Annotated in this window: 12 protein-coding genes; 7 read left to right on the top strand and 5 right to left on the bottom strand. The window is 65.0% G+C overall.

Going from position 1 to position 12,431, the window contains the following annotated elements; genetic code table 11:
• Positions 1-130: 130 nt before the first annotated feature.
• Positions 131-370 (top strand): HP1242/YdcH family protein, encoded by a 240-nt coding sequence (locus R2C4_RS11325; protein ID WP_058285798.1) that lies wholly within the window; start codon positions 131-133, stop codon positions 368-370.
• A 109-nt stretch (positions 371-479) separates the two neighbouring features.
• Here R2C4_RS11325 and R2C4_RS11320 read toward each other — a convergent pair whose 3' ends face one another.
• The 4 genes from R2C4_RS11320 to R2C4_RS11305 form a co-directional block, all read right to left on the bottom strand.
• The gene (locus R2C4_RS11320; RefSeq protein WP_141890716.1) at positions 480-938 is read right to left on the bottom strand and encodes a c-type cytochrome; all 459 of its coding nucleotides are present in this window, start codon (positions 936-938) and stop codon (positions 480-482) included.
• Between the two features lie 201 nt (positions 939-1,139).
• On the bottom strand, positions 1,140-1,967 hold the full coding sequence (locus R2C4_RS11315) for a patatin-like phospholipase family protein (protein ID WP_141890715.1): 828 nt from the start codon (positions 1,965-1,967) through the stop codon (positions 1,140-1,142).
• Positions 1,968-2,012: 45 nt separating this feature from the next.
• Positions 2,013-3,401 (bottom strand): helix-turn-helix domain-containing protein, encoded by a 1,389-nt coding sequence (locus R2C4_RS11310; protein WP_141890714.1) that lies wholly within the window; start codon positions 3,399-3,401, stop codon positions 2,013-2,015.
• A 75-nt stretch (positions 3,402-3,476) separates the two neighbouring features.
• Positions 3,477-4,688, bottom strand: a complete 1,212-nt coding sequence (locus R2C4_RS11305) for a multidrug effflux MFS transporter (RefSeq protein ID WP_141890713.1) — start codon at positions 4,686-4,688, stop codon at positions 3,477-3,479.
• Positions 4,689-4,869: 181 nt separating this feature from the next.
• On the opposite strand from R2C4_RS11305, the gene R2C4_RS11300 reads away from it, so the two are divergent.
• Genes R2C4_RS11300 through R2C4_RS11290 form a run of 3 tightly spaced genes read left to right on the top strand, consistent with a single transcriptional unit; the run spans position 4,870 to position 9,242 of the window.
• Entirely contained in the window at positions 4,870-7,644 is a 2,775-nt protein-coding gene (locus R2C4_RS11300; protein ID WP_141890712.1) for a hypothetical protein, read from the top strand.
• Positions 7,641-8,024, top strand: a complete 384-nt coding sequence (locus R2C4_RS11295; RefSeq protein ID WP_058285792.1) for a hypothetical protein — start codon at positions 7,641-7,643, stop codon at positions 8,022-8,024. The genes R2C4_RS11300 and R2C4_RS11295 overlap by 4 nt, the downstream gene beginning before the upstream one ends.
• 9 nt (positions 8,025-8,033) lie before the next feature.
• Entirely contained in the window at positions 8,034-9,242 is a 1,209-nt protein-coding gene (locus R2C4_RS11290) for a hypothetical protein (RefSeq protein WP_141890711.1), read from the top strand.
• A 27-nt stretch (positions 9,243-9,269) separates the two neighbouring features.
• On the opposite strand, the gene R2C4_RS11285 is transcribed toward R2C4_RS11290, so the two are convergent.
• Entirely contained in the window at positions 9,270-9,848 is a 579-nt protein-coding gene (locus tag R2C4_RS11285) for a hypothetical protein (protein WP_141890710.1), read from the bottom strand.
• A 225-nt stretch (positions 9,849-10,073) separates the two neighbouring features.
• On the opposite strand from R2C4_RS11285, the gene R2C4_RS11280 reads away from it, so the two are divergent.
• Genes R2C4_RS11280 through R2C4_RS11270 form a run of 3 tightly spaced genes read left to right on the top strand, consistent with a single transcriptional unit; the run spans position 10,074 to position 12,419 of the window.
• A complete protein-coding gene (locus R2C4_RS11280; RefSeq protein ID WP_058285790.1) occupies positions 10,074-11,606 on the top strand; it encodes an acyl-CoA carboxylase subunit beta in 1,533 nt (510 codons plus the stop codon).
• Between the two features lie 7 nt (positions 11,607-11,613).
• Entirely contained in the window at positions 11,614-11,994 is a 381-nt protein-coding gene (locus R2C4_RS11275) for a hypothetical protein (RefSeq protein ID WP_141890709.1), read from the top strand.
• A complete protein-coding gene (locus R2C4_RS11270; protein ID WP_141890708.1) occupies positions 11,991-12,419 on the top strand; it encodes a hypothetical protein in 429 nt (142 codons plus the stop codon). The genes R2C4_RS11275 and R2C4_RS11270 overlap by 4 nt, the downstream gene beginning before the upstream one ends.
• Positions 12,420-12,431 lie beyond the last annotated feature (12 nt).

Here is a 12,431-nt window from a genome sequence, read left to right as displayed (position 1 = left end):
CGGGCGGCTTACTTTCCGCAAAATTCTTTCTGAAAATCAGCGCGCCGCGCACATCTTTTGATCCGCGTCAAAGTGGCGGGGCAGGGCACGGCATAATCTGCAACCGACCCTAGGAAAAAGGAGCGAGCAGGTGTCCAATACTCCCCATGAACTGGCCGACGAATTCCCGGAAAAAGCGGCGCTGATGAGCCAGCTGAAACAGTCGGACGCGCATTTTGCCAAGCTGGCGGATGAATACCACGAGGTGAACCGCGCCGTGCACCGGGCGGAAACCAACGTGGAGCCGGTCAGCGCTCAGGCCGAAACCGAGATGCGCAAACAGCGCGCCGTGCTGAAGGATGAGATCTGGGGGATCCTGTCCAAAGCGTAAGGCAAAGACCGGTTTGTGACCGAAGGGGGGCATCGCTGATGCTCCCCATTTTTGCGCCCCGCCAAAGGCCCTGGCTGGCGGCGTGTCCCGCCGCGGCTGCCGCAGCCGGTCATTCTGCCTGAATAGACTGCGGGAACTTCACCAGCGCGGCCACACGTCCGAACGCAAGCGCCTGCGCATCGACGTCATGGGGAACCGACTTTGACTTTTCCATGCCCAAGGCAAAGTAACGGTTGCCCCAGACCGGCATCCCGCGGTCGCCGTGCGGGTTGACCATGTTCCGGCCATCGATGATCGCCTGAATGTCATCGGCCGGGAACTGGCCGCTGTAGCGCGCCGAAATGGCCGTAAGATCCGGCGGCTTGTTCACAAGCACCTGGGCCACGGGGCCGTCCCCCTTGCCGTTCGGGCCATGGCAGGATGCACATTGCGCCATGTATTCCGTGTGGCCCAAGGCCACCTGTGCGGCTTCATCAAACGCACTGCCCTGACCTGCGAATGCAATCAGCGAAACACATGCGTAAACGGCCGCGGGCAGCTTGCGCCCGATTTTCTTGGCAATAGTCATGTCATCCTCCCAAACCAGAAATACCCGTACCAAACAAAAGCGTGAGACACCCAGGCGCGGCTTTTCCCCATCCCGCAGGGAACGCCGGAACTGCTGCGGCCGCGTATGGCCGTGCCTGACAGATGCAGTGTTCCATCGCAAAAATTCTGCTGCAATAACGCAGATCAATCCCGCGCGCCGTGACGCGCTCGAAGCCGTGGATCAGCCAGCGGCGGCGTCCCGCAAAAAGGCCTCTCCCGCGGCCAGCCCGGCGTCCCAGGTCGCCTGGATTTTCGCCGGATCGGTAAAGTCGATCTTGTCGGCGGGCACTTCTTCCTCAGGCGCCACATACAGCCGTCCCGCCACCTCCGGCAGGCGCTTGTAGCGGCGGGTCAGCAGCACCAGCGTGCGCCCCTCGTTGGGCTCCGGCATCGGCGCCTGATCGGCCATGCCGCCGTCGATCACCGCCCGCCCGTTCCAGCGCGGCGGCGCGAACACCGGCGGGATGGTGGCGGCAAACCGCACCAGATCGGCCAGCCTGCCGTCGCGCGCCGCGGCGTTTGCGTCCACCAGGCTGGAGGTGACACCCAGCCGCTCCGCCCAGTTGAAATGCGGCGAGCCGACCAGGTGCAGCTCCGCCTCATAGGCCAGCGTGGCCAGGCTGCCCGTCAGCCGCGCCCAGCGGTGCGATGGCGGATGGCCCAGCAGGATCTGCGCCTGCGGCCCGGCGGCCACCCGCGCCATCGCATCGCCGTCCAGCGCCCGGGTAACCACCTCCCCATAGACCCGCTGGTGCGGGGTCAGCCCGCCGTCGCCGGGCTGGTGCCAGCTGATGTTGCTGCTGGTCTTCCGGAAGGCGTCCTTCATCTCTGCCAGCACGCGCTCCCCGCGGCCCGACAGGAACCCGGCCAGCGTCAGCGCGCCGCCGGACACCCCGGTCACCCGCACGGGTCTCAGCGGCAGCGCATCCTGCACCACGTGCAGAAAGCCGCCCTGCCAGAAACAGCGGCATCCGCCGCCGGACAGGACCAGTTGTTCAAATGCCGCCATGGTCCCTAACCTAAAGCGCGCGGCGGCTGCAGGCCAGCCGCGGCGTCAGCTGACCTCATAGGGCAGCACGCCGCGCTGATCGGTGTTGATGGTCAGCCGCCGCTCCAGCGGCGGGACAGAGCGCTGGTGGCAGTCCTTGCGCTCGCAAATGCGGCAGGAGATGCCGATCGGCTCATAGGCGCTGTCCTGACTCACATCCAGCCCGTCCGCATAGACCAGCGCATCCGCGTGGCGCACCTCGCACCCCAGCGCAATCGCATAGCGCCTGACCGGCGCCCCGAAGGAGCCGCCGGGTTTCGACACATCCCGCGCCAGCGAGATATAGCGCACCCCGTCCGGCGTCTCCGCCAGCTGGCGCAGGAACCGGCCCGGGGTCTCAAACGCCCGGTGCACGTTCCACAAGGGGCAGGCGCCGCCGAACCGGGCAAACTGCAGCCGCGTGGCCGAATGCCGCTTGGTGATGGTGCCCGCCTGATCGACCCGCACGAAGAAGAACGGCACCCCCTTGGCGCCGGGCCGCTGCATGGTCGACAGCCGGTGCGCAATCTGCTCGATCGAGGCGCCGAACCGGATCGCCAGCACCTCCAGGTCATGGCGGCAGGCCTGCGCGGCCTCCAGAAACCGGCCATAGGGCATCAGCGCCGCGCCCGCGAAATAGTTGGCGAGGCCGATCTTAGCGATGGAGCGGGCCTCCTCGCTCTGGAACTTTGCAAAGTCCAGCGTGGCCTCCAGCAAAGTGTTCTGCCTGAGCAGCGCCACCTGCAGCAGCATCTGGAACAGCTGCGTCTGCGGCGCGGAGCGGTTGGAGAGATGCAACACCTGCGCCCCGGCATCATAATGCCGCAGCCCCTCCATTTCGGTCTGGCGCACGGTGATGCCGCCGCGCTCCAGCTCGGCAATGGCGGCGGCGCGGATGTCGCTGGTGGCGGCAAACCGTTCTGCCGCGTGATCCACCGCGTCGATGTAATTGTCGCAGTAGTGGAAGAAATCGCGCACCTCTTCCCAGGGGCTGGCCTGAATGCGCGCATCCTCCCGCCCCAGCGCCTCATCCAGGGAGGCCAGGCGTTCATGCGTCTGCCGGTAGGCCCGGTGCAGCGCCAGAAAGGCCCGCGCCAGTGCCGGCGCGTTCGAGGCCGTCAGCCGCAGGTCGGCCAGGGGGGGCGCATCATCGGCAAACACCGGATCCGCCATCGCCTCGCGCATGTCGCTGACCAGCCGCTCGCTGTCGCCCGCGCTCAGCTCGGTGACGTCCATGCCGAACTCCTGCGCCAGCGCCAGCACCACCGTGGTGGACACCGGGCGGTTGTTGTTCTCCATCTGGTTCAGATAGGGCAGGGAGACGCCCAGCTTGGCGGCGAAATCCTTCTGCGTCAGCTCCAGCCGCTGCCGCATCTCGCGCAGCTTGGCGCCGGCGTAAAGTTTCTGGGTGGCCATGGGGCGCGCCTTTGCAAATCGAACTCCTGCGAACAGTATAATTGCAAAGGGGCGCCTGCAAGGCCGCGGCGGCGCTTAAGCGCGGATCTGCCGCTCCCGCCAGACCACCAGCAGGATCGCAATCAGTCCGCTGGCGGCAGTGGCAAACATGATCACCAGCAGCGGCACTGCCGTCGACCCGGGCACCAGCAGCATGCCCGCAAAGGCGCTGAGCGCCGCACCGGCGCCGATCATGATCGCGCCGCTAAGGCCTGACGCCGTGCCCGCCAGATGCGGCCGGACGGAAATCGCGCCGGCGGTGGCATTCGGGATCGCCATGCCGTTGCCCAGGCCGACAAAGCACATGAGGCCAAAGAAGGTGAACACGCTGTCCGCGCCCGCCATCGCAATCAGCAGCGACAGCAGCACCCCGCCGCCGTTGATCACGCAGCCCCACAGCACCATGCGGTTGACCCCCAGCCGCATGGAGTAGCGGCCGGAGATGAAGTTGCCGGCAAAATACCCCACCGCAGGCGCAGAGAAGTAAACGCCCAGTTCCGCCGTGCTCAGCCCGTAGACCTCGGTGCCGACAAATGGCGCGCCGCCCAGGTAGGCAAAGAACGCCCCCGAAGCGAGACCCGAGGACAGCGAATAGCCCCAGAACCGCGGCGAGCGCAGCAGCTCGGGATACTCGCGGAACTGCGCCACCAGCGTCTTGCCGCTCTTGTGCGCGGTCTCGCCGAAATCGGTGAAGGTGATCACCAGCGTCGCCGCGCCGACCAGGAACAGCATCCAGAAATTGGCCTTCCACCCCATCCACTGATCCAGAAACCCGCCGATCGCCGGGCCGATCATCGGCACGATTGCCATGCCCATGGTGACATAGCCGATCATGCTGGCGGCCTCGTTGGTGTCATAAAGATCGCGCACCGCGGCGCGGCTCAGCACCATGGTGGCCGCAACCGCCGTCTGCGCCACCCGGAACATCAGGAACACCTCTGCCGTCGGCGCATAGATGCAGCCCAGCGTCGCCAGGAGGAACAGCACGATGCTGGTCAGGATCACCGGCCGCCGCCCCATCTGGTCGGAAATCGGCCCGACAAAGATCTGCACCACCGCATTGCCCGCCAGATACAGCGCCACCGACAGCTGCATCACCCGGTAGTCAACCGCGTAATACTCCGACATGCCCGCCAGCGACGGCAGGTGCAGGTTCATGCCAAGCGCCGAGAGGCCTGCCAGCAGGATCAGGGTGAAGATGCGCGGAGGCGTCCGCTGGCCGGCGGCCCGGGTATCATATGTGGACATACCATCCGGTTAGAGCAGTCGGCCGGCGTTGTCCATCAATCCTCTGCGCAGCGGCGCACAGAGGTGCCGCAGCGTCAAAAGTTCCTTGCAAGAATTTCTCGGCGTCACCTATGGTTGCTCAGGCAGCGCGTATTTCCGCGCATTTCCCCAGGGCCGCCCGTTTGTTGTGTTGAGGTGATACATGGCCACTACCCCGGATCCGCTTGCCAACAACCCGGCCATCCGCGAATGGGCCGAACGGTTTTATGCCGTCAAGGCCTGGACCATGCCGGATATGCCGGATCCCGGGGATGAGGATCTCGACCTGCGGCGCAAGGCGGCGCTGGCGGAACTGGCCAAGATCACCATTCCTGCCGCGCTCAGCTCCGGCGCCCGGCGCAGCCTGGCGGGCGGGCGCAAGGCGCTGAAAAAGGAAATCCTCAGCGCCGGCGGCGCGGATGCTTTTGATCAGATCGACAGCGATATCCAAAAGCTGTCCGGCCAGATCGCCGCGCAGACCGCCACCGCAGCGGCCAGGGACAAGGCCCTAGCCGCCCTTGCCGCGGCTGAGGCCAAGTGCGCGTCGGTGCGCGACAGTCTCGATCAGGGCGCTTTCACCTATCTGGAAGGGCTGATCAAAGCCGCGCACAAGGCCATGGCCGCCGCGGTCACGGCCACTGATTTCGAGACGGTGGAGGCTTCGGCCAAGGATATCACCGCCAAGGCGGAGGCCGCCAATACCTACGGCCTGTTCTTCGACACCTGGACCCGCGGCACGCTGGCGCTGATTGCCGCGCTCAGCGGCGGCGCCAAGGACACCGCGGAGGCTGACCGCAGCGCCCGGTTGAAAACCGCCGCAGGCCATTCCAAGACGGGGGATTTCGGCGCGGCCAAAACGGCGCTGGAGGGCTGGAAAACCAACCTCGGCGACGAGGGCGATCTGGCCAAGGCGCTCAGCTTTGACGCGCTGCTGGCGGACTACATGGCAAACACCCACGACCGCTGCGACTTCATCCTGTCCAGCATGGTGCCGGACGCCAAGGATTACCGCAACCACCTGAAAAACGCCAAGAAGAAGGCCTATAAGGAACAGAAGTTCGCCGAAGCCGAGGCGCTGCTGCAGGAGCTGATCGCCTACAGCTCCCCGGACCGCAGCGCGCTGGCCCGCTACATGCGCACCTTCGACGCGTCGCTGAGGGCCGACAAGGGCTTCCGCGATGCCTTGGCCGCAGCCGATGCCAAGCAGAAGTTCAAGGGCACCAACGATCCTGCCGGGGCAATGGCGGATTTGAAGGTCTGGGAAAAGGCGAACCGCGTGCTGATGCGCCAGAGCCGCTCCAAGCAGATCGTCAAGGCGCTGGAGAAGAAATACGAGGCGCTCAAGAAGGTTCTGGCGGAGCCTGAACTGTCCGACCTCACCGCCACCTGGGACGCGCATAAGACGCTGGCAGATGCCGGGAATTTCGACAAGGACGCGGGCGCGCCGCAGTACCACGTCAAGCTCAACGCGCTGTTCCAGCTGCTGAAGGTCGTGGATGAGCGGCGCGAGATGGCGCAGATCCTGCAGCGCTATCCGGCGGCTGCCGGGTATGATTTCCAGCAGCCGGTAAACACTGCCCTAGCCGCGCAGAAGTACCCCGAGGCGGTGGCCGCGGTGCCCGGCGCGCTGGCGCTGCTGCGTGCGATGCCGGCATATCTGGAGGCCAAGCAGGCTGCCGAAGATCTGCTGGCGATGCTGCCGGGCGACGCGGATGAGCTGACCGGCCCGCTGGATGCGGCGCTCAAGGCGGCAGAGGTGACGGCCCGCGGCGGCGATCCCGCCAAGGCCGCCAGCGATTTGCAGGCGGTGCTGGACGGCACCGATTACATGGACCTGGTGCTGGCGATGGCGGACTACCGCGCCAAGCTGGCCAGGGTCGAAAAAGAGCACAGCCGGACCAAGAAATACCTCGATCTGAAACCGGCCGAAGACAAGCTCGACGAGTCGCTGAAAACCGCCACGGACCGGGCGGACAGTGACAGGGAATACGGCGACGCCTTCCTGATGCTGGACGCCCACCAGAAACTGCTGGCGGAGGTCAAGCCGATGGCCACCGCCCGCTTCCAGGTGCAGGGCATCCTCAAGGCCCTTGAACGGGCCGGCACGGATGCCGGCAAGCTGACACCGTTCAAGGAGCGTGCCGCGGCGGCGGAGGATGAGGCGAAGAAACCCGATTTCGCGACGGCCAAGACCGCCTTTGACGGCATCCGCACCGACCTGCAGGCGCTTTGCAAGGAAGCCGCCGGGGACTGCGAGGCGAAGGACGGCGTGGACAGCAACGCAGGCCACTCGCTGGACCGCCACGGCCCCGGCGTCAGCGACGAGGACCTGATCCAGCGCCTCAAGACCGGCAAGCCGCCGAACGCAAAAACCGACGACGAGCGCTCCTACACCGGTGCGTCGTCCAAATTCCACAGCCCGCAGGACTGGCTGGCGGGCCGCGAATTGGCGGCTCAGGCGGCCAAGGCCAAGGGCGTCGAGATCGACGATACGGAAATGACGGTCTCCGGCGACCCGCTCGACTGGCCCGAGGAAAACTTCGACTGCACCGTCGAGCATGGCCGCCCGATCGACAAGGCCTATGTCGGCCACAAGAAGCATGTGCGCCTGGACGACAACGGCGAGCCGGTCCCCGATAAGACCTATGAAACCTTCGAGGAGATCGAGGGCCTGACCCGCGCCTATGTGAACTTCATCTGGGAGCCGGAGAAGCTGCCCGCCGAAACCACGGACCATCCCGCCCCCGGCACGGCCCATGCGGAGGTGAAGCCGCAGGACAACGCCGATTACGCCGCTAAATACCAGGAGCGGCACGGCGCCGCCCCGGCCAAGATCCCGGGCCGCTGGGTGATGATGCAGCAGTATCCGGTCGCCGACGGCTGGGACAATGAGACAAAGACCTACACCAACGCCAATCCGGGGAATATGATCCCATGAAAATCCGCAAGGAACTGATCGCAGGCTACACGCGGCTGCTGACCATGGGCCGGGCCGTCAACGCGCCCGATCCGATGGCTGACCTCTCCCAGTTCGACGCCGATATCCGCGCCATGCACAGGCGCGCCCACAAGGAGGGCAACCTGGACTGGCTGCGGCTGGCGCTGGATTCCCTGATCGCCAATCCGCGCGGCCGCATCGGTGAGTTTGCAGGCCAGCAGTACCCGTTCAGCGATCAGGAGCTTGAGGCGCTGTTCCGCCGCGCCTACGGGATGATCTGGCCCGGTCAGCCGCTGTCGGATCCCGGCGATGAGGCGGATCTGGAGTTTGTTGATATGAGCGCCGAAGACTGGGCCGCCGCCGCCGGCAGCGCCAGCTAGGAGGATACCATGCCAGACCAGGCTTTTGATTCCGATGCCGTCCTGAAACTGCTGAAGAAGTCCAAGGCCAGCGGCAACGAGCTGCCCTTCGCCTTCGGCCTGGCGGGCAAGCCGGAAAACTGCGGGCTGATGGTCGACCTGCGCAAGCCCGGCAAGGTGCTGCGCGGCGACATGAAGAAGATGCCGGGCATCAAGAAGACCTGTTTCGGCACCCTTCGGGTGGAGGAGAACGAGGTCTTCCTGATGCCGGAAAAGCCGCTGAAGGGCATCGTCAAGCAGCTGAAGAAGCGGTTCAAGGCCGAAGGCATGGTCAAGTTCAAGCCGGTGCTGGTCGGTCCTGACGGCAGCATCATCGACGAGGACAGCCTGCCGGATGACGACGCGGAAGCGCTGGAAACCAGCGCCCCGGCACAGGCGGATGGGGGCGCGGCAGCCGCGCTGAAACAGCGCGTCACCGCCGCCGCCGCGGCGGTCAAAGCGCTGGGCAATCCTGAGCTCGCGGCCAGGCTCGCCCCGGAACTCAAGGCTGGCGCCAAGCTGCTGGGGCAGGGCGATCACGACGGCTGCGCCGCCCGGCTCGACCGGCTGGAGGCGGCGCTGGCCAAGCTTCAGGCGCAGCCCGAACCGGCCCCGGCGCAGTCCGGACAGGCCGCCAAGCTCAGCAAGCTGCTGGCGGCGCAGGCAGCCCGGATCAAGACCCTGCCGCCGGAGCAGGCAGCACCGCTGGCGGAGCAGGCCCGCGCCATCGCCGCCAGTCTCAAATCCGGCGCCCTGCCGGACGCCGCAGCGGGCCTCAAGGCGCTGATCAAGGCGCTGGACGCCCCGGCAGAGGCTGAGGCGCCGCAGGCAGACGTGATGGAGATTTGGCAGGCTGCCAAGGAGGACGTCGACCGCGGCGTCTCCGAGCTGCAGGCGGCGCTGCGCTCCCAGAACCACCCGGTGCTGGCGCAGATCGCCGACGCCGGGCTGGCCGGGGTCACCGACGGCAACCAGACCGCCCTGATGAAGGCGCTGTTCGAGATGAAATCCGCCACCGGCGAGGCCCGCAAGGCCGCAGCGCAGGCGCTGCTGGCCCAGATCGCGGCCTATCTCAAGTTCCTCAGGAACGATCCGGTGATCACCATGGTCGAAGACAACCCCTTTGGCGTCTCCGTCCCGGTCAAGGCGCCGCTGACCAGCGCCCTGCGGCAGATGGCGGACATCGCCAAGGCCGCCTGACAGGGCGGCCCGGCTTCACGTGCCCGATCAGTTGATGACCGTGCCGCCAATGCCGACGGTAAGGTTTTCGAACAGCTTGCGTGACACGTTGTTTGCAAACCCGTCCAGCGTGCGGCGGTAATCTTCTGGCGCAGAGGGGGTGGTCATCGCGCCGATGAGGCCGCCGGCGCGCAATTCGTCGGTGAAGCCCTTGACTGTGACGGGGGCCACGAGAGTTTCGCCTTGGGTGGTTTTCAGGGTCACAATGCCTTCAATCTGGCTGCGGCCGCCGACCACGAACGACTGCCCGGGCGAGACCAGTGCCAGCTTTGTTGGCGTGACAGAAAGAACCGCATTGGTGCCGCCGTTCATGCCTCGGGCCCGGATCTGACGCGTTAGCGCGATGTCCAGCTGCTGATTGAACTGCGTTTCGGTCAACGGGTAGTCACGGCCGGTCCGCACGGAGCCGTCTTCCTTCAACGGCAGGGAGCCGGGGTTGATTTGCACATCGACGATATTGATGTTCGAGCTGACCGACGGGTCGACCAGTGCGGTGTGTTCTTCACAGGCTGCAAGCACAATAGCAGAAGCAAGCGCAAGAAAGCTGCGCCGGTTAAAGAAAGCCAAATTCAAAGCTCCTTGAGTGTTTTTGTTTTGCGGGACTTCGCTTAGAGGCGAGTCCCCGTGAAGTCACCAGATTTTTGCTCTGCCCTCGCGGAAAGCTGGGAAAATTTGCTGATTTTCAAATTTGCTAACCACGTATGCTAACGGTTTGCAAATTTGCGATAATGTCCTTTGGCTTGGCGCCTGCGCAATATATGGTCCCGGTGACATCTACAGGGGACATGTGCCATGAAAGACATCCTTTCCGAGCTGGAAGACCGCCGCGAAGACGCGCGGCTGGGCGGCGGCCAGCGCCGCATCGACGCACAGCATGGGCGCGGCAAGCTGACAGCCCGCGAACGGATCGAGCTGTTGCTGGACGAGGACAGCTTCGAAGAATTCGACATGTTCGTCAGCCACCGCTGCACCGATTTCGGCATGGAAGACAACAAGCCCGCAGGGGACGGCGTGGTCACCGGCTGGGGCACCATCAACGGCCGCCAGGTCTATGTCTTCTCCCAGGATTTCACCGTGCTGGGCGGCTCGGTCTCCGCGACCCACGCCCAGAAAATCTGCAAGATCATGGACATGGCGGTGCAGAACGGCGCGCCGGTGATCGGCATCAACGATTCCGGCGGCGCCCGCATCCAGGAAGGCGTCGATGCCCTGGCCGGCTACGCCGAAATCTTTCAGCGCAACATCATGGCCTCCGGCGTGATCCCGCAGATCTCCGTCATCATGGGGCCTTGCGCGGGCGGCGCGGTCTATTCGCCCGCGATGACCGACTTCATCTTCATGGTCAAGGACACCTCCTACATGTTCGTGACCGGCCCGGACGTGGTGAAAACCGTGACCAACGAGGTGGTGACGGCTGAGGAACTGGGCGGCGCCTCCACCCACACCCGGAAATCCTCCGTCGCTGACGGAGCGTTTGAAAACGATGTGGAAGCCCTGGCCGAAGTCCGCCGCCTGGTTGACTTCCTGCCGCTCAACAACCGCGAAAAACCGCCGGTGCGTCCGTTCTTCGACGAGCCTGGCCGCCTGGAGAGCAGCCTGGACACTCTGATCCCGGAAAACCCCAACAGCCCCTACGACATGAAGGAGCTGATCACCAAGGTCGCGGACGAGGGCGATTTCTACGAGATCCAAGAGGATTTCGCCAAGAACATCATCACCGGCTTCATCCGTCTCGAAGGCCAGACCGTCGGCGTCGTCGCCAACCAGCCGATGGTGCTGGCCGGCTGCCTCGACATCGACTCCAGCCGCAAGGCCGCCCGTTTCGTGCGCTTCTGCGACTGTTTCGAAATCCCGATCCTGACCTTCGTCGACGTGCCGGGCTTCCTGCCGGGCACCTCGCAGGAATACGGCGGCGTCATTAAGCACGGCGCCAAGCTGCTGTTCGCCTATGGCGAAGCCACCGTGCCGAAGGTCACCGTGATCACCCGCAAGGCCTATGGCGGCGCCTATGACGTGATGGCCTCCAAGCACCTGCGCGGCGACTTCAACTATGCCTGGCCGACCGCCGAGATCGCGGTGATGGGCGCCAAGGGCGCCACCGAGATCATCCACCGCGCCGATCTGAACGATCCCGAGAAGATCGCCCAGAAAACCGCGGAGTATGAAGACCGGTTCGCCAACCCCTTCGTGGCGGCTGAGCGCGGCTTCATCGACGAGGTGATCATGCCCCAGTCCACCCGCCGCCGGGTCAGCCGCGCCTTTGCCTCTCTGCGGGGCAAGCAGCTGAAGAACCCGTGGAAAAAGCACGACAACATTCCGCTGTGAGTTGGTAATGGCAGATCAGAGCGAAATTGAGGCTGTGACTTTCGGTTCTGGTCGTGTGCCGCTGGAATATCTTGATTTTTTTGAGGTTTCCAACGGACGCGATGCGCGTGAAGTCATGCTCGCCGTGTTCCGCTCTGATCTCGGCCGGGAGTTGAACTCCCGGGAACCATCGTCTCAGGAAGTTTCTTCCATACGCGCAACCGTCTCTCTCATGGTGCGGTTTGCCGCTTCTACGGATGCTGGCTTGCCAGATGACTACTTCGTGGAGCTGGTAAATGGACCTGAGGCGGACTACCGGACCATCCCGCCAAGCAGGCGCGTGGTCTTTGGTCTTGAAAACTTAAACTGGAAAACCGGCGACCTGATCCGGATCGAAGTGTCTGAATGACCCGCAGCCGTTGGCATATCATCCGCACGGACAGCAGCCTGACGCTGTCGCGCCGTCTGCCTGCGCAGTTTGATGTGGCGGCGGTGACGGTGCTGCCCGCGGGCGACCCGCTGCGGCTGGCGCATCAGATCCGCCAGGACATGTGGCGCAAGCTGCAATCTTTGCGCGGCTTTTCCCCGGTGGTGGAAATCACCGCCGAGGGGCAGGGGGTCAAGGTGCGGGCAGGCGGCCAGGTGATGGGCCGGGTGCCGTCCAATGCCGCCGGGCTTATCGCTGAGGTTCTGGAAAATGCGTCCAGCCGGGCCCGCTGGGTCCGCCATGCCGGCGGGCGGCAGGGTGCCGCGCTGCGTGATTCCCGGGCAGATGCGAAGGATTCGCACAGATTCGCGGCAAAAATTGACATGAAGGGCGAATCAGCGTCATGATCCGCTCCAGCC

It is taken from the genome of Leisingera aquaemixtae, from assembly GCF_006740765.1.
Lineage (GTDB): Bacteria > Pseudomonadota > Alphaproteobacteria > Rhodobacterales > Rhodobacteraceae > Leisingera > Leisingera aquaemixtae.
Note: the sequence above shows the minus strand (reverse complement) of the source record. Positions and strands in the feature narration are given on the sequence as shown.